General features: G+C 61.6%; 14 protein-coding genes. 7 read left to right on the top strand and 7 right to left on the bottom strand.

All coding sequences use genetic code 11. The annotated features are described in order from the left end of the window. The first annotated feature begins 58 nt into the window (after nucleotides 1–58). The 3 genes from ACVWZP_RS04925 (at nucleotide 59) to ACVWZP_RS04915 (ending at nucleotide 5,871) form a co-directional block, all read left to right on the top strand. Entirely contained in the window at nucleotides 59–3,793 is a 3,735-nt protein-coding gene (locus ACVWZP_RS04925) for a hypothetical protein (protein ID WP_457369449.1), read from the top strand. Between the two features lie 147 nt (nucleotides 3,794–3,940). Next, complete coding sequence (locus tag ACVWZP_RS04920) at nucleotides 3,941–4,306, top strand: response regulator (protein ID WP_449101192.1); 366 nt, start codon at nucleotides 3,941–3,943, stop codon at nucleotides 4,304–4,306. Nucleotides 4,307–4,470: 164 nt separating this feature from the next. Then, nucleotides 4,471–5,871: a DUF1254 domain-containing protein gene (locus ACVWZP_RS04915; RefSeq protein ID WP_017846277.1), complete on the top strand. Its 1,401-nt coding sequence runs from the start codon at nucleotides 4,471–4,473 to the stop codon at nucleotides 5,869–5,871. 13 nt (nucleotides 5,872–5,884) lie between these two features. On the opposite strand, the gene ACVWZP_RS04910 is transcribed toward ACVWZP_RS04915, so the two are convergent. From ACVWZP_RS04910 to ACVWZP_RS04895, 4 genes are all read right to left on the bottom strand, one after another. Next, complete coding sequence (locus ACVWZP_RS04910; RefSeq protein WP_026139938.1) at nucleotides 5,885–6,556, bottom strand: DUF3313 domain-containing protein; 672 nt, start codon at nucleotides 6,554–6,556, stop codon at nucleotides 5,885–5,887. A gap of 77 nt (nucleotides 6,557–6,633) precedes the next feature. Beyond that, the gene (locus ACVWZP_RS04905) at nucleotides 6,634–7,128 is read right to left on the bottom strand and encodes a hypothetical protein (protein WP_457369448.1); all 495 of its coding nucleotides are present in this window, start codon (nucleotides 7,126–7,128) and stop codon (nucleotides 6,634–6,636) included. Between the two features lie 68 nt (nucleotides 7,129–7,196). Next, entirely contained in the window at nucleotides 7,197–7,661 is a 465-nt protein-coding gene (locus ACVWZP_RS04900; RefSeq protein WP_057004157.1) for a DUF934 domain-containing protein, read from the bottom strand. After that, nucleotides 7,658–9,322 carry a nitrite/sulfite reductase gene (locus tag ACVWZP_RS04895; RefSeq protein WP_457369447.1) on the bottom strand — a complete coding sequence of 555 codons (1,665 nt, stop codon included), beginning with the start codon at nucleotides 9,320–9,322 and terminating at the stop codon, nucleotides 7,658–7,660. Before ACVWZP_RS04895 ends, ACVWZP_RS04900 begins: the two co-directional genes overlap by 4 nt. Nucleotides 9,323–9,562: 240 nt before the next feature. Here ACVWZP_RS04895 and ccoN point away from each other — a divergent pair, with 240 nt between their 5' ends. The 3 genes from ccoN (at nucleotide 9,563) to ACVWZP_RS04880 (ending at nucleotide 11,982) form a co-directional block, all read left to right on the top strand. Continuing rightward, nucleotides 9,563–10,990, top strand: a complete 1,428-nt coding sequence (gene ccoN / locus ACVWZP_RS04890; RefSeq protein WP_017846282.1) for a cytochrome-c oxidase, cbb3-type subunit I — start codon at nucleotides 9,563–9,565, stop codon at nucleotides 10,988–10,990. Then, nucleotides 10,990–11,199: a cbb3-type cytochrome c oxidase subunit 3 gene (locus ACVWZP_RS04885; RefSeq protein ID WP_457369446.1), complete on the top strand. Its 210-nt coding sequence runs from the start codon at nucleotides 10,990–10,992 to the stop codon at nucleotides 11,197–11,199. Before ccoN ends, ACVWZP_RS04885 begins: the two co-directional genes overlap by 1 nt. Nucleotides 11,200–11,289: 90 nt before the next feature. Then, nucleotides 11,290–11,982: an aspartate/glutamate racemase family protein gene (locus ACVWZP_RS04880; protein ID WP_046383518.1), complete on the top strand. Its 693-nt coding sequence runs from the start codon at nucleotides 11,290–11,292 to the stop codon at nucleotides 11,980–11,982. Here the strand turns inward: ACVWZP_RS04880 and ACVWZP_RS04875 are convergent. Beyond that, nucleotides 11,979–13,130: a glycerate kinase gene (locus tag ACVWZP_RS04875; RefSeq protein ID WP_057004161.1), complete on the bottom strand. Its 1,152-nt coding sequence runs from the start codon at nucleotides 13,128–13,130 to the stop codon at nucleotides 11,979–11,981. The genes ACVWZP_RS04880 and ACVWZP_RS04875 overlap by 4 nt on opposite strands. A gap of 91 nt (nucleotides 13,131–13,221) precedes the next feature. Continuing rightward, nucleotides 13,222–14,328 (bottom strand): sugar diacid recognition domain-containing protein, encoded by a 1,107-nt coding sequence (locus tag ACVWZP_RS04870; RefSeq protein WP_046489470.1) that lies wholly within the window; start codon nucleotides 14,326–14,328, stop codon nucleotides 13,222–13,224. 161 nt (nucleotides 14,329–14,489) lie between these two features. On the opposite strand from ACVWZP_RS04870, the gene ACVWZP_RS04865 reads away from it, so the two are divergent. Further along, entirely contained in the window at nucleotides 14,490–15,800 is a 1,311-nt protein-coding gene (locus tag ACVWZP_RS04865; protein WP_017846287.1) for an MFS transporter, read from the top strand. 38 nt (nucleotides 15,801–15,838) lie between these two features. Here the strand turns inward: ACVWZP_RS04865 and ACVWZP_RS04860 are convergent, their stop codons facing one another. Then, complete coding sequence (locus ACVWZP_RS04860) at nucleotides 15,839–16,543, bottom strand: SDR family oxidoreductase (protein ID WP_177032227.1); 705 nt, start codon at nucleotides 16,541–16,543, stop codon at nucleotides 15,839–15,841. Nucleotides 16,544–16,621: the final 78 nt, after the last annotated feature.

Below are 16,621 nucleotides of genomic sequence, written 5' to 3'. Positions count from 1 at the left end.
ACGGCACCCTGAACGCCGCCCATATCCCGTCACAGTTTCAGTTGCTCACACTCCGCCCGTGCTGAACCGGAACCTGGTTGATCAGCCTTTCCACAGACTAAAGCGTCTTGGGAATAAGGAAACTCCGCGAGAAAGGCGCTCACCTTCTGTTCAACAAAACGGTGCTCGTATGACTATTTCCTTGCAAACCCTCCCCAGCGTTTCATTGATGCCGCTCTCCACGCCACCCGCAATACCCGCCGCTACACCGCCGACGTTGACACCCGTCCCCAGCCACGACTCGCCCGCGCCAACGGTGCAGCCGCCAGCCAGCGTCACCGTAGCGCAAAGCGCTAGCCTCAAGGCGAAGCTGGGGCATTATCACAACCTTAAAACACTTGCCGACAAACTCTACGAAATCGCCCTGCGGCTTGGGCCTGACGCCTCCACCCCGGCCGTGCAGGCAGCCCTCAAGACCACGCCGATGGACGTTCACCCCGACTCGGCTTATCACAGCGAAGTCGGCGGCAGCACCAGCGTGGATAGCTTTATCAATCGCCAGGGAGGATTGCTTTCACCCTATAGCCATTTATCCCTGACCGGGCTGTCGGACGCCATGGCCGCCCGATCCCAGGCGCACCCGTTGGGTAACCTGGGCGGCGCCCTCAGCTGGCCGGTGCCCTTGAGCGCCGATGAGCAACAACGCTTGCGCAGCCGCACCCTGGATTACACCGACCCTCTTGGGCAAAAACAGCCGCTCAAGCACACCACTGGCGGAGTACTGGAGTTCCTGCGGCATCGAACCCCTCTCGCGGCCGAAGCGCTGACGAGCCCGGGCGCGACGTTGAACGCCCTTGTCAGTTCACCAGAAGCGCAATCATTGGGCCACGCGCTTCAGGAACAGATGCAGGGCATTGCCACCGATAGCAGCAGCCTCGATTACCTGCTCGCGGCCGTGATACTGCAGCTGGACCCAGAGTCCATCACCGCCCCCCAACGCAACAACGTGGCCGGCTTCGACCTGGCCGACGACTCACTCAGGGGCAAGTCGGCCGCCCAAATCGTCGATGCCCTGCGCCAACACCTGGTGGCTCAGGGTAAAACCAGCCCAGAACTGGCTGGCGCAGCCGCCCACCTGCTGCTGGCGGGTCGTGCGCCGGTATTTCTGGTCAAGGACATTCCCGACAGCGTGACCTTTGGCAGCCCGGCCTGGGTCAACCTCGCAATCGCCGCGACGATGGTCGACGCGCACATACCCGGCCGGGTCGCCAATATGAGCTTCGCCGCGGTCATGCTGGAAGCCGAACACGCCAGCGGCGCAGACGTGAACATGACGAACACCGCTCAACGTAACGCCTTGATCGATTGGGGCACGGCCAATGGCCTGCTGGAGAAAAAAGCCGAGCATCTGTACGCGTCCGATGAACTGAACAACCTGGTGACTCGCTTCAGCGAACGCCAGTCCGTGATGCTGGCCGCCTCAGAGGCCTTCGACAAAGACATCCCGTCCCGTAAAGCGATGGCATTGGCCGAGCTGAAACAACGCTTTCCCGACAAGGAGGCGCTGTTCGAAGAACCCTTGATTCGCGTCACCCATATGCCGGGCGGGGATATCCGGCGTAGAAATCAGGTGCCGGGCGTGCACTCGCTGCTGGATGTCGCGATGATGGACGTTGGACCCGACGCGGTCTACGGCTCCCGTGACAGCCGTATCCCCGTGGGGGCGTTGAACGCCAATCCCGAGTTTGGGGTGGCCACGGCGTTCGAGTCGCAATTCAAGCAGGTGATCGAGGAAAAGAAGAACGCCGTCGGCACGTATATCAAGCACTTGATCAGCCAGTTGCCGGCAGACGACCGAAAAAACTTTGAATATGGCAACGTCACTTTTTATCAAAATCACGCCCATAAACTTGGGCTGGGTTTGTTCAGTGACAAAACCGAGCTGCCCAAAGGCGAAGAACTACTGGTAAGGATCGAGCGCGGTGGGGTGACCACGGCCTATGAGATCGACTTCAACGCCGGCGCTATCCGCAGTATTCCGCAGTGGCAGGCACAGCCTGGCTCTTCAAGGAAGGCGAATATCGTCTCCGAAACAAAGGTGTTCACCCCCAGCGCCGGTCAAGCCACGCTTGATACAGAGCAGACACCGCCTGGCGATTCACCCAGCGATACCTTCGCCTCGCCCCGCGTCCAACTGATCGCCGATGCCTTCGTTGAACATATCAACCTCGATGATCCGGCGATCAAGCAACAGGCGCGTGGCCTCACCACCGACGACAATATTCGGAACCGGTCCGACATGATTGAAAACTTCCTGTTGGACCTGGTCCCTTTGCGCTCCGCGATCAACCACTTCCGCAACGGCAACATTGCTGAAGGCTTGATCGATCTGAGCCTGGACGCGTTCGGCATCGTGACGGCGGGTGTGGGTGCGGCCGGAAAAGTGGTCAAGATCGCAGGGACCACCGTTTCGGCGGCGACCAAGGTGGCACGGTCGGCCAAAGTCATCGGCATGGCCACGTTCGGCGCATTCAACCCGCTGAGCGGCGCAGGCGACCTGGCGGTTGGCGGGGCCCGCCTGGCCGGTGGCGGGCTCAAGTTCCTCGGCGCCAAAGGCGCGCAAGGTGTGAACGCATTGCGTGGCGCGTCGGGCCGTTACGACCTGCTCAAAGCCGCCAGCAACGAGCATGGCGTCGTCGCCACAGGCACCGTAAAGATCGGCGAACACAGTATTGACGGTGCCGCAGTGCTGAAAAATGGCCAGTGGTATGCCTTCGACGCGGAAAAAATGCGCGCCTACGGCGGGCCACTCCAGGGCTTCGCACCCACCACGGTGTCGGCGAAGGGGCAGATCAACCAGAGCTTCACCGACTGGCTCTACAAGAAGCTGGCGGGCGAAATACAGTCGCCGGAGGGCCCGCCGACCGTACTCGGTCAATATGCACCCAAAGAGTTCGAAAACGAGTTGAAACGCGCGCAACGCCCCGAGAAGGTTTCCGACTTCAACGCCGGCTATGCGAACGGTGACCCGCACAAGGTGCCGGGTTTCTCATCAGACTCGACGATTCTCGAGCTTCAGATGCTGATCTCCCGTGGGTGGCTGGGCGCCGAAGACGTCGGCACGCTGGTCAAACAGATCGAACGCAAGAAAGTCAGACTGATCCAGGAAGGCTTTACCCTGTTCCAGCGGGATATCCACGCCGTCGGCGGCACCTTGACCCCGATGCCCCAGGAGTTTTACCTCAGCCAAGTCAATCTGGCTTCACCAGGCGAATGTGCGGGTATCGCCAATACCCTGGCACTGTCCATGCAATCGGGCCGAGAGACGACCTACCTGGGCAATATGTTCAAGGCGGCCGCCGATCCACAGGACCCTGCGGCGACGCAGTTCATCCGCACCCTCAGGTCGTTTCATGAAGCAGTCAAACACGTGGATACCTTTCATATGGGCAAGCAGCCCAGGCAGATTCCCTATCATCAGATCGCCACCGAGCTGACCGATGCGAGCCCGCCAAGGAGCCTGAGGATTGCAACGAAGGATCACGCCCTGCTGGCCGGCGTCATGGTGCGTGACGACAAACCCGTCTGGTTCTACTTCGATCCGAATTTCGGGATGGCCCAATTTGACTCGGCCGAGGCCATGAAAAATGGCCTGGAACGTACCCTGAACCGCGGCACCAGCCCGTTTCAGCATCGGGCTTACGGTACGAATCCGGGCACGCCTGAGTATCAAGTGAGTTATTTTGAGTCCGGTGACATGCAGTTCTACCGCGATTCCGCACAGGTCCATCGTATCGCGTCGGTCCCGTTGTAGTTTTTCCGCCCCTGACGCGACATTCTCCGGCGCGAAGCTCACAATGCCAGCAATTTTTCGGAACTTGCTGGCCTTGTCGCTACTCACTAGTGGATTGCCTTTAGACCTGTCGCGCCCAGCACCTTCACTTTTTCAGGAATGTTCACTATGTCGGCACCCACCTCAACCATTCTCGTAGTCGAAGACGACTCCATTGTGCGTATGCTGATCGTCGATGTACTCGAAGAGTTGGGGTTCGGTGTGCTGGAGGCTGAAGACGCCAAATCGGCGCTTGAATTCGTAAAGGACACAAATAAGGTCATTGATCTGATGATGACCGATGTCGGCCTGCCGGATATGAATGGCCGGGACTTGGCCACCCGGGCGCGTGAACTGCGCCCGCAACTGCCGGTCCTGTTTGCCAGTGGTTATCCCGAGAGCATCGAGGTTCAGCCGGGCATGCAATCGATCGCCAAGCCGTTCTCCATCGATCAATTGCGCAATAAGGTTAAGCAAATGCTTGACGCAGCCTGACGTTGCGTTTTTGTCCAATGCCGCCCACAGGGGCGGCATTTTTACGTCAAGCTCTACGTCATACCGGGATTAACGTGACGTTCGGCCAATAAAGTTGGAAACTCGCCGCTTTGCCACACCATTCAATAGTACTCCTCACAAGCCCTCTGGAAGGACGCAACAACATGATTGGAAAACCGACGCGCCTGCTGTTGGCGAGCCTCTCGATACTCATGAGCTCTGGCGCCTGGGCCGACTTCACGGCCACCCCCTCTGAGGCTCGGGCAATCGCCAAGGAAGCCTATTTGTATGGTTACCCGGTCGTGGAAATGTACAAAACGCTCTACACCCAGGCGGTCGACAAGGGCGGCGTCAACTTCAAGGCGCCGTTCAACCATATTGGCAACACCGCCCAGGTCTTCACCCCCAAAGACACCACACTGGCCACGCCAAACCCCGACACGCCCTACTCCTTCGTCTGGATGGACCTGCGTAGCGAGCCGCTGGTGCTGACGCTGCCCAAGATCGAAGACAACCGCTATTACTCGGTGCAACTGGTCGACCTCTATACGCATAACTTCGCGTACCTGGGCACGCGCAGCACCGGCAACAATGGCGGCCACTACATGATCGCCGGGCCCGACTGGAAAGGTCAGCAGCCGGTCGATGTGGATCGCGTGGTGTATAGCGAAAGTAACCTCGCTTATGCGCTGTACCGCACGCAGTTGTTTGATGAAAAGGACCTGAACAAGGTCAAGCAGATCCAGAATGGCTACAAAGTGCAGTCGCTCAGCAGCTATGTGAAACAGGCCGCCCCCGCCAAGGCGCCGAAGATCGATTGGCCCAAACCGCTGGCCAACATGACCGAAGGCCCGCAACTGTTTCGCTACTTGAACTTCATGCTCGCCTTCGCTGCCCCCCAGGACAGCGAGAAAGACCAGCTCGCACGCTTTGCCACCATCGGCATTGCACCGGGCGCGCCGTTCAAGGTCAACCAGTTGAGCGCCGAACAGCGTAAAGCGCTGGAAGACGGGATCGCCGACGCCAAGGCTGAGTTCGCGGCGTTCAAAAAAGACAAACTCGACACCCAGCAGGTCGCCATAGGCGACCTGTTCGGCAACCGCGATCACCTGAAAAACAACGACCTGTACCGCTATGCCGGTGCCGAGGTGGGGCTTTTCGGCAACTCTGCCGATGAAGCCACCTACTTCAATTACGTCGTCGACAGTGAAGGCAAGCCCGCCAACGGCGCGCGCCATAGCTACACCGTCCACTTCGCCAAGGACCAACTGCCGCCGGTCGACGCCTTCTGGTCACTGACCCTGTACAACGCCAAGACCAAGTTGCTGGTGCCCAACCACAAAAAGCGCTATGTGATCAATTCGCGGATGTTGCCCAACCTCAAACTGGACGCCGATGGCGGCCTGACCCTGGCGCTGCAACACCACGAACCGCCAAAAGCCGAACAGAGCAACTGGTTGCCGGCACCGCCCGGCCCGTTCTACGCGGTGTTGCGCCTGTACCTGCCCAAACCCGAGGCGAACAACGGCCAGTGGAAGCTGCCGCCGCTGACGCCACTGAAGTGATACGGTCGGCGACTTACCGCTTTTTCAGTTTCAGATACGACTGATGCAAATCCGACGCCCAACCGTCGATCACGCTTTTCACGTCATTGGGCGTCATCACCTGCGAGTCGTTTTCCAGCGGCTTGCCGGTGCCCTTGCGTACTACCTCGGCAACCACCTTGCCGTTGGCGCCGTCGAGAAACTGCGCCTCGGTGCCCAGCACCGTGTCCTGGTCGCGGATGCCGGTGCCGCTACTCACCGCAGCGGCCACCAGGGCGACCGGCACGAACTCATAAGGTTTCAGCCCCTGGGTTTTGCTGCTGACTGCCGTAATCGCCGCACGCACCACTAACACTCCGGCGCCGGGCCCTTGGGCAAGGGGCAATGACTTGCCGACTTCGCGCTTGAGGGCCTGGTTGAAGTAGTCATTGATGCCACGCAACGTGCTCTCAGGAATTTTCGCGGTGGCTTGGGGCCTGGGGTAAAACTGCGTCGGTTCGATATACACCGCGTTGTAGCGGCTCATATCCAGTTTCGGATCGACCCAACGCAGCACCTCGACGCCCGAAGGCGACTTGGCCGGCTTGAGGCGGCTGTAATCGGACAGGAATCCTGAATACTCATCCGGTTGCGTGACTTGGCTGGCACAGCCCACCATCCCGATCGTGGCGATGCAGAGCGTGCTGATCATTAGCCTTAGTTTCATCATCGAACTCCTTGGCAGTCATCATCAGAACGTTGAGCTGTAGGTATAGCCAATCCTGGGAAAAAGCGCTGAAAAGCTCAGCCGCGCTCGCGCGGAATCAGGCTCTGCAACTGTGCGGCCAGGAAGTTCGCGTTGAAGGCGAAGGTGTCCGGGTCTTTCAAACCGTTGGTTTTCTTCCACAACCAGTCGTTTTTATCCGCCGGCAGCACCAGTGAAACACTGCCGTGCCGTGCCGCCGTCAGGCCCATGACCGACACCGAAATCAAGCCGCCGACGCCCATCACGTCCGGCACGAACTCCACATTCTTGCCGGTGATCTGCACGGTGAGTTTTTCGCTCTTGAACGGCGATGTCTCCACCGGAACGCTCGGGCCGCTGGCGACATACGCTTCACGGTGGACTTCAAGCAAACCAGCGGTATTGACCGGTTCCAGCCATTGCTCGATCTGCTGGAACAGCTCGCCGAGCTTTAGCGCCCAGCGCGCCGATTGCACCTCGAACAGCTGTTTTTTGTGCGCTTCGCTATCGGCGTAATGACGAAGCATCTCGCCCAGTTGCTGTACATCATCCATTGCGGTTTTCCTCGGGTGAGCCGTAGTGCGAACCGCGATCATGGCAGATGCGGCAACTCACCGTATGATTAACGCCTGCGAAACAGCGGGCGCGGCTCGATCACACTACGCCCGTACTGCACGCTCATCCCCGCCAGCCCTTTCAGGGCGTCTTCAGCCGATTTGTCCGCGCGCACCGCAAACGCATCGAACCCGCACTGGCGCATGTGGCTGAGCTGATCGCGTAGCACATCGCCAATCGCCCGCAACTCGCCTCGCCAGCCCATACGCGTGCGCAACAGATAGGCCTGGCTATAGGCGCGGCCGTCACGAAAGCTGGGGAAATCCAGGGCAATCAGCGGCAGCGTGGCGAGCCAGGGCTGCAGCAGTTCGACCTCATCATCCGGGCCCAGCCACACGCCATGCCCCGGCGCATAGGACGCCAGCGGCAGGATCAGCGCAGCGCCCTCCGGCACCTCGTCACGCACCAACACCCACGGATCATCCGCCACCAGACGCGCCTGCCCCTGCTCAAGCTTCAACAGATTATTCATGCCGGCTGCTCCGCGTACACCTGCTCCTTGAACGGCTCCAGGCCAATGCGCTGCACGGTATCGACAAAGCGTTCTTCGCTTTCGCGGTAGCGCACGAAGGTGCTGATCACGCGCTCGATCACATCCGGAATCTCGGCGGCGCTGAACGACGGGCCGATCACTTTGCCCAGTGAACTGTGTTTGCCCTGGGCCCCGCCGAGGGTGATCTGATACCACTCACTGCCATTCTTATCGACGCCCAGGATGCCGATATTGCCGATGTGGTGATGGCCGCAGGCATTGATGCAGCCGGAGATGTTCAGGCTGATGTCACCCAGGTCGTGCAGGTAGTCGAGGTTATCGAAGCGCTGCTGGATCGCCTGGGCGATGGGGATCGACTTGGCATTGGCCAGGGCGCAGAAGTCACCGCCGGGGCAGGCGATGATGTCAGTCAACAGGCCGATATTCGCCGCGCCCAGGCCGTGTTCGCAGGCCAGGCGCCACACGGCATGCAGATGCTCCTTGGGCACATCCGGCAACACGATGTTCTGTTCATGGGCGATACGGATTTCGCCAAAACCGAACCGCTCCGCCCACTCGGCCACGGCCTCCATTTGCGGGGCGCTGACGTCGCCGGGCGGCGCGCTGATGCCGGGTTTGGTGGACAACACCACGCTGGCGTAGCCCGCGACTTTATGCGGCATGACGTTACGGCTGACCCAGCGCGCAAAGCCCGGGTTGTCGGCCAGTTCGGTGCCGTAGGCCAGGCTGGTATCGCTGAGCGACGCATACGCCGGCGGCACGAAGGCCGACGCCACCCGCGTGTATTCGGCATCGGTCAACTGCGCCGGGCCATCGCGCAGGTACTGCCACTCTTCCTCCACCTCCTGGGAAAACGCGTCGATCCCCAGCGCCTTGACCAGGATCTTGATGCGCGCCTTGTACTTGTTGTCCCGCCGGCCATGCCGGTTGTACACGCGCAACACCGCCTCGACGTAGGACAGCAGGTGCCGCCACGGCAAGCCCTCGCGAATCTGCAAACCGAGGATCGGCGTGCGGCCCAGGCCGCCGCCCACCATCACGCGCAACAGCATCTCGCCTTGGTCGTCACGGTAAAGGTACAGGCCGATGTCATGCATCATGATCGCCGCGCGGTCTTCGCGGGCCGAGCAGATGGCGATCTTGAACTTGCGCGGCAGGAACAGGAATTCCGGGTTGATGGTCGACCACTGGCGCAGAATCTCCGCCAACGGGCGCGGGTCCAGCAGCTCGTCGGCCGCGACCCCGGCAAAGGCTTCGGTGGTGATATTGCGCACGCAGTTACCGGAGGTCTGGATCGCATGCATGTCCACCTGGGCCAGGCGTTCGAGGATGTCGGGCACCTGGTGCAGCTCGATCCAGTTGAACTGCAGGTTCTGCCGGGTGGTGAAGTGGCCGTAGCCACGGTCGTAGTCGCGGGCGATGCTGGCCAGGGTACGCATCTGTTCGGCGCTCAAGGTGCCGTAGGGAATCGCCACCCGCAGCATGTAGGCATACTTTTGCAGGTACAGGCCGTTCTGCAGGCGCAAGGGCAGAAACTCTTCTTCGCTCAATTCGCCGGCGATAAAACGCTCGACCTGATCACGAAATTGCGCCACGCGCTCGAACACCAGCGCCCGGTCGTATGCATCGTACTGGTACATATCACCGCCTCATCAGGGTTGGCCGCGTCCCAGGGCGCGGCTTCTAGGGGGGCGACTATGCGCCTGCGGCGCAGGGCATTAAAGATTCAGGTGCAGGCTTAAAAAGCGGATCAGATGGGCTATAAGCCGTGCTTTCACGCCGAATAAACTGATCCGTAGTAATCAGCTTTTTCTGAGTCTGTTTTGTTTTAGCCACACTTCCTACAGTGCCTGCCACTTGGAACCGTGGGAGGACTGAGCATGAGCACAGCAACAATCGGACAGGCCTATAACTACAAGGTCGTCCGCCAATTCGTGATCGCCACCATCGTATGGGGCGTGGTGGGCATGGCCATGGGCGTGTGGATCGCTTCGCAGCTGGTCTGGCCGGAAATGAACCTCGATTTGCCCTGGACGACTTTTGGCCGACTGCGACCGTTGCACACCAGCCTGGTGATCTTCGGGTTCGCCGGCAGCGCACAGTTCGCCGCCAGTTATTACGCGGTACAGCGCACCTGCCAGGTGCGGCTGTTTTCCGACAAGCTCGCCGCATTTACCTTCTGGGGTTGGCAATCGGTCATCGTGATCATGTTGATCAGCCTGCCGTTGGGCTACACCACCACCAAGGAATACGCCGAGATCGAATTCTCCGGCGCGGTATGGATGACGGTGGTATGGGTGGCCTACGCCATTGTGTTTTTCACCACCGTGGTACGGCGCCAGACCCGGCACATCTACGTGGGCAACTGGTTTTTCGGCGCGTTCATCCTGGTGATCGCCATGCTGCATGTGGTCAACCACCTGGCGATTCCGGTGGACTGGTTCAAGTCCTACCCGGTGTATTCCGGCGCCACCGATGCGATGGTGCAATGGTGGTACGGGCATAACGCCGTGGGCTTTTTCCTGACCACCGGCTTCCTGGGGATGATGTACTACTTCGTGCCGAAACAAGTCGGACGGCCGGTGTATTCCTATCGCCTGTCCATCGTGCATTTCTGGGCGCTGATCACCTTGTACATCTGGGCCGGTCCGCACCACTTGCATTACACGGCGCTGCCGGACTGGGCGCAGTCGCTGGGCATGGCGATGTCGCTGATCCTGCTCGCGCCGAGCTGGGGTGGCATGATCAACGGCATGATGACCTTGTCGGGCGCCTGGCATAAGTTGCGCAGCGACCCGATCCTGCGCTTTTTGGTGTTGTCGCTGGCGTTCTACGGCATGTCGACGTTCGAAGGGCCGATGATGGCGATCAAGACCGTCAACGCCCTCTCCCACTACACTGACTGGACCATCGGCCACGTCCATGCCGGCGCGTTGGGCTGGGTGGCGATGATCACCTTCGGCTCGCTGTACCACATGATCCCGAAAGTCTTCGGCCGCCAGCAGATGCACAGCGTGACGCTGATCAACCTGCACTTCTGGCTGGCGACCATCGGCACCGTGCTGTACATCGCCTCGATGTGGGTCAACGGCATTACCCAGGGCCTGATGTGGCGTGCGATCAACGATGACGGCACCCTCACCTACTCGTTTGTCGAGGCCTTGCAGGCCAGCCATCCGGGGTTTGTGGTGCGCTTTGCCGGTGGCGTGTTGTTTCTCAGCGGCATGCTGCTGATGGCCTACAACACCTGGCGCACGGTGCGGGTCGCGGACTTGCGGGTCGCGCAGCTTGACGCGAGGATCGTCTGATGTGGAGCTTTCTGATGGTGGTGTGCCTGTATGGCGCGGTGGAGTACTGTCTGCTCGGTCAATCCGAGGAGACGCTGGATGAGGCCAGTTTGATTCCGTTCGCCGACGACCCGGAGGTGGCGCGCCGGGTGGAGCTGGCCACCGGCAAACAGATCCACGCGGTGGCAGCGGAGCAAGCCAGGCCGGGCTGGGGCAATCTGGATATGTGAAACTGCTCCGCTTATTTGGCGCGCAACTGCGTATGACTATTCGGCGGCCGATGGGTAAGGTGATGCGATATTTCTTGTCAGGAGCATCGCATGCACACCATCGGCCTGATCGGCGGCATGAGCTGGGAGTCCAGCGCCGAGTACTACCGCATCATCAACCAGCGCGTGCGCGACCAACTCGGCCCGCTGCGTTCGGCGCAACTGCTGATGTACAGCGTGGACTTCGGCCCGGTGGAACAGGCCCAGCATGCCGGACGCTGGGACGACGCCGCGCTGATCCTCGAGGATGCCGCGCGCCGCCTGCAAGCCGGGGGGGCCGAGTGCGTGGTGCTGTGTACCAACACCATGCATTTGGTGGCGCCGCGGATCGAAGCGGCGGTGTCGATTCCCTTTCTGCATATTGCCGATGCCGCAGGTGCCGCGGCCGTCGCCGCCGGCACCCTGACCGTGGGTTTACTCGGCACCGCGTTCACCATGGAACAGGACTTTCTCACCTCGCGCCTGGCCGCCCACGGCCTGAACGTGCTGGTGCCCGATGCGAACGAGCGCCAGGCCGTCCACCGGATCATCTATGAGGAATTGTGCGTCGGCGTGATCAGCGAGGCGTCACGCCAGGTCTATCAGCGCGTGATCGCATCCCTGGCCGCACGCGGCGCCCAGGCAATCATCCTGGGCTGCACGGAAATCGGCCTGCTGATCAAACCCGAACACAGCAACCTGCCGCTGCTCGACACCACGGTGCTGCATGCGCAGGCAGCGGTGGCGTTCGCGTTACGGGACTAAGCCGAGGTTCTTGACCCCGCCGCGCGGCGCCACAGCCGCGCAACATCCGCCGCTCGCTCGCGCAACAAGCGCGGTGCCTCGCTGCAGGCCTGCTCCAGGCTCATCGGCCCGGACGGCAAGGCGAAGGCTGCATCCACGCCGTGGGCGTACATCTGCTCGTAGCCTTCACCCAGCGTGCCGGCGATCACGATCACCGGGACCTGGTGCCGCTGGGCGATGCGCGCCACGCCGAAGGGTGTTTTACCGCGCAACGTCTGGGCGTCGAAACGACCTTCACCGGTGATCACCAGGTCGGCGCCGCGTATCGCTTCGTCGAGGCCGACCAGTTCGGCGACCACCTCCACCCCCGCACGGAACTGCGCCCCGAGGAAGGCCTTGGCGGCGAACCCCAGGCCGCCGGCGGCGCCACTGCCGGGTTCGTCGCGCACGTCATTGGGCAGGACCTTGGCGCAATGGTCGGCAAAATGGCCGAGGGCCGCGTCGAGTTGTTCGACCTGCTGCGGATCGGCGCCTTTTTGCGGGCCGAAAATCGCCGAGGCGCCATGGGGGCCGCACAACGGGTTATTCACGTCGGCGGCGATTTCAAAGCGCACCTGGGCCAGGCGCGGGTCGAGTTGTTCCAGGCTGATCCGCGCCAGGCGGGCCAAAGCCAGGCCGCCCGGTGCCAGAGGGTGACCCTCGGCATCGAACAACTGCACGCCGAGTGCCTGCATCGCGCCTGCGCCGCCATCGTTGGTGGCACTGCCGCCAATCGCCAGGATGATGCGCCGGGCACCGGCGTCCAGGGCCGCGCGAATCAGCTCGCCGGTGCCGAAGGTGGTCGTGGAGCACGCGTCGCGCTGCCCCGGCGCCACCAATTGCAGGCCGCTGGCTTCGGCCATTTCGATGAGTGCGGTGTGGCTGTCGGCCAGCCAGCCCCAATGCGCGTCAACCGCAGCGCCCAAGGGACCTTTCACCGACTGGTGCCGCAGTTCGCCCTGGCAGGCGGCGAGTACCGACTCCACCGTGCCTTCACCACCGTCCGCCATCGGGCACTGGACCACGTGTGCATCCGGCCAGACCTGCGCCAAGCCTTCGGCAATGGCCTGGGCGACGCCTTCGGCACTCAGGCTGTCCTTGAACGAATCGGGGGCGATGATGATTTTCATGGGCGTTCTCCGGTTTTTATGCCGCCCATGCTGCCAGTTGGCAGCGGCAATGACGCTGGTCCGATGCACAAGTGCGAACCCGGCTTGTTGGTCATTCCGACAAAACCTGGGGCAGCAGCTGGACGCCAAGGTACAGCGCGAGCATGCCATCCAGCGTCAACGGGTCGACCCCGCTGAGTTCGGCAATGCGCTCCATGCGGTAGCGCAGGCTGTTGCGGTGAATGCCCAGCGCATCGGCGCACGCCTGGCTTTGCCCGTCGTGTTCGCACCAACTGCGCAAGGTCGCCTGCAGTTGGCCGTTGTTGTCCTTGGCCAGCACTTTTCGCAGCGGGTTGAGCAACTCGTCCAGGGCATCGTCGTTGCGATGCCGCCAGAGCATCACCGGCAGGCGATAGCGGTTGAGGGTCAGCAGCCGTGAATGCGGCAGGACATCGCGGCCGTAGGCCAGCAGGTCGCCCACGCGTCGATAACAACGACGCAACCCCGCCAAGCCATCGGCTTGCCCGCCCACCGCCACCCGCAGAATCGTCCAGCCCAGGCCTTCGAGCTTTTCCAGCAGGCGCGGATTGTCCACCGGCACCGCCGCCGGCCGGCACCACAGCAGCGAATACTGCGCGGAGCTGACGCACCAACTGTCCGGATAGCGCGACGTCAACCAGGCACTCAACGCTTCCGCCGTCTGCCCCGCCCCCAACTCGAACAGATACGGCGTGCGCGCCATCTGCGGCTTGAGCCCCAGTTGCTGCGCCTCATCCACCAGGCGTGGCGAGTCGCCAGTGTCGGCCAGCAGCAACGCCAACAGATCGTCGCAGCGCTGGCGTCGCCATTGTTGCTCGGCTTGCTGATGCCGGTGGCTGACCAGCATTTCTGCGGTCATGCGTACCAGTTCGGCATACGTGCGCAGCCCCTCCGGCTCGCCGGTAATGCCGAGCACGCCGATCAGGCGCTGGTCGTGCATCAACGGCAGGTTGATGCCCGGTTGCACGCCCTTGAGGTGCTTGGCGGTCTGCCCGTCGATCTCCACCACGCGGCCGTTGGCCAACACCAGTTGCGCGCCTTCATGCCGCGTGTTGATGCGCTCCGGCTCGCCGCTGCCGAGGATCAGGCCCTGGCTGTCCATGACGTTGACGTTATGCGGCAGGATCGCCATGGTGCGATCGACGATATCCTGCGCCAGGTCATGATCCAGCTCGAACATGGGGCTAATTTCCTTGAAAGCGGCGGTTGTTCATCGGCACAGCGCAAAGGATGCTTCACTGTGCGCGAGCACAAAGACAGCACCCCGCCAGGTGGCCGAGACTCATGGGGCGATCAACGTTACCCTCGCATCGCAAAAAATCATAATAAAGAGAGACTCCCATGTCACAGAGCGCCGTTGCACCACTGGCCACCGATGACGATAAAAACGCCATCTACAAGCGCATTACCCTGCGCCTGATCCCCTTCATTTTTATCTGCTACCTGTTCAACTACCTTGACCGGGTGAACGTTGGCTTTGCCAAGTTGCAGATGCTCGATGCGTTGAAGTTCAGCGAAACCGTGTACGGCCTGGGTGCCGGGATCTTCTTTATCGGCTACGTGCTGTGTGGCGTGCCGAGCAACCTGGCGCTGACCAAGTTCGGTCCGCGGCGCTGGATTGCCTTGATGATGATCGTCTGGGGCACGCTGTCTACCTGCCTGCTGTTCGTCACCACGCCGACGCATTTCTATACGTTGCGCCTGTTGACCGGTGCCGCCGAAGCCGGCTTCTTCCCCGGTGTGGTGCTGTATCTCTCGCAGTGGTTCCCGACGTTCCGCCGTGGGCGGATCATGGCGTTGTTCATGTCGGCGATTCCGGTGTCCGGCCTGTTGGGCAGCCCGTTTTCCGGCTGGATACTCAACCACTTCGGCGCCGGCCAAGGCGGGCTCGCCGGCTGGCAGTGGATGTTCCTGTTGCAAGGTATCCCGACCGTAATCCTGGGCGCCCTCGCCTATTTCCTGCTCAGCGACAGTTTTGCCAACGCCAAATGGCTCCAACCGCATGAGCGCGCAATGCTGGAAGCCGACCACGCGACTGACCTGGCGAACAAGCCGAAAACCACCACCGACTCCCTCGCCGAAGTGTTCAAGAACCCGGCGATCTGGGCGTTCGGCTTGATCTATTTCTGCATTCAGAGCGGCGTCTACGCGATCAACTTCTGGTTGCCGTCGATCATCAAGAACCTGGGGTTCAGCGATAACCTGGTGATCGGCTGGCTCAGCGCGATCCCCTACCTGCTGGCCGCGGTGTTCATGTTGCTGGTGGGCCGCTCCGCCGACTTGCGCAAGGAGCGGCGCTGGCATTTGGTGGTGCCGATGTTGATGGGCGCGCTGGGCCTGGTGATCGCGGTGAATTTCGCCACCACCCCGGCCATCGCCATTCTCGGCCTGACCATCGCCACCATGGGCGCCCTCACCGGCCTGCCGATGTTCTGGCCGGTGCCCACCGCCATGCTCAGTGCGGGCGCGGCGGCAGGTGGCCTGGCGTTGATCAACTCGATGGGCCAGATGGCCGGCTTCCTCAGCCCGTACATCGTCGGCTTTGTGAAGGATGCCACCGGGTCCACGGATATCGCGCTGTACCTGCTGGCGGCGGTGATCGTCGGCGGCAGTGTGTTGGCACTGCGTATGACCCGCACCCTCAAAGTCTGACAGTTGGAGCAGGCTTGCTCCTACTCTGGGTTGGGGATTTACAACTGGCCGCCGCCGTCGATATCGATCACGGCGCCGGTCATAAAGCCATTTTCCATGGCCAGCACAAACCCCGCCGCCACTTCGTCGGCCTCCCCGACGCGACCTACTGGCAATGCGCCCTCCACCTTGGCAAACATCGCCAGGCGCTGCGTGTCGTCCAACCCGGCATACGCCGGCGTGTCGATCACGCCAGGGCTGATCACATTCACCCGACGCGGTGCCAGCTCCTTGGCCAATTGCTTGCCCAGCGCTTCGGTGGCGGCATTGATACCGGTCTTGATGAACTGACCGGGCGCCAATTTGCGCCCCAGTTGACCGGAGGTCAGGCTGATGCTGCCGTGCTCGTCGAGGAACGGCAGCGCCCGTTGAATCGCACGCAACGAACCCCAGAGTTTAACGTTGAAATTATCCTGGGCTTCGTCCAGGTCGGTGTCGATCAGGTTCTTGGCGCGCACCGATGGGCCGGCGGTATAGACCAGATGATCAAAGTGCCCCACGGCTTCGAACAGGCGTTGCAGGGAGGCGCTGTCGGTGACGTCCACCGGTTCGCTGCGCACGCCGTTATCGACGCCGGAGGACACACGCCGTCCGGCCAGCACCACCTGCGCGCCACGCGCGGTTGCCGCCTTGGCCACTGCCGCGCCAATGCCGCTGCTGCCGCCGATAACGATGACAGTTTTACCGCTGAGGGAATGGGTCATGGAGAAAGATCCTGGGTCAAAAAATGAGCGTTCATCTTCCCAGCTTGGCAATCAGCGAAAAATCCCGGTAAAACGACA

The sequence above is a fragment of the Pseudomonas sp. TE36184 genome (assembly GCF_054060055.1).
This window is presented reverse-complemented; position numbering and strand designations above follow the sequence as displayed.

What these genes read in the sequence shown, in the direction of transcription:
- ACVWZP_RS04920 (WP_449101192.1), top strand. Translation starts at nt 3,941, where the DNA reads ATGTCGGCACCCACCTCAACCATTCTCGTAGTCGAAGACGACTCCATT.
- ACVWZP_RS04915 (WP_017846277.1), top strand. Translation starts at nt 4,471, where the DNA reads ATGATTGGAAAACCGACGCGCCTGCTGTTGGCGAGCCTCTCGATACTC.
- ACVWZP_RS04910 (WP_026139938.1), bottom strand. Translation starts at nt 6,556, where the DNA reads ATGAAACTAAGGCTAATGATCAGCACGCTCTGCATCGCCACGATCGGG.
- ACVWZP_RS04905 (WP_457369448.1), bottom strand. Translation starts at nt 7,128, where the DNA reads ATGGATGATGTACAGCAACTGGGCGAGATGCTTCGTCATTACGCCGAT.
- ACVWZP_RS04900 (WP_057004157.1), bottom strand. Translation starts at nt 7,661, where the DNA reads ATGAATAATCTGTTGAAGCTTGAGCAGGGGCAGGCGCGTCTGGTGGCG.
- ACVWZP_RS04895 (WP_457369447.1), bottom strand. Translation starts at nt 9,322, where the DNA reads ATGTACCAGTACGATGCATACGACCGGGCGCTGGTGTTCGAGCGCGTG.
- ccoN (WP_017846282.1), top strand. Translation starts at nt 9,563, where the DNA reads ATGAGCACAGCAACAATCGGACAGGCCTATAACTACAAGGTCGTCCGC.
- ACVWZP_RS04885 (WP_457369446.1), top strand. Translation starts at nt 10,990, where the DNA reads ATGTGGAGCTTTCTGATGGTGGTGTGCCTGTATGGCGCGGTGGAGTAC.
- ACVWZP_RS04880 (WP_046383518.1), top strand. Translation starts at nt 11,290, where the DNA reads ATGCACACCATCGGCCTGATCGGCGGCATGAGCTGGGAGTCCAGCGCC.
- ACVWZP_RS04875 (WP_057004161.1), bottom strand. Translation starts at nt 13,130, where the DNA reads ATGAAAATCATCATCGCCCCCGATTCGTTCAAGGACAGCCTGAGTGCC.
- ACVWZP_RS04870 (WP_046489470.1), bottom strand. Translation starts at nt 14,328, where the DNA reads ATGTTCGAGCTGGATCATGACCTGGCGCAGGATATCGTCGATCGCACC.
- ACVWZP_RS04865 (WP_017846287.1), top strand. Translation starts at nt 14,490, where the DNA reads ATGTCACAGAGCGCCGTTGCACCACTGGCCACCGATGACGATAAAAAC.
- ACVWZP_RS04860 (WP_177032227.1), bottom strand. Translation starts at nt 16,543, where the DNA reads ATGACCCATTCCCTCAGCGGTAAAACTGTCATCGTTATCGGCGGCAGC.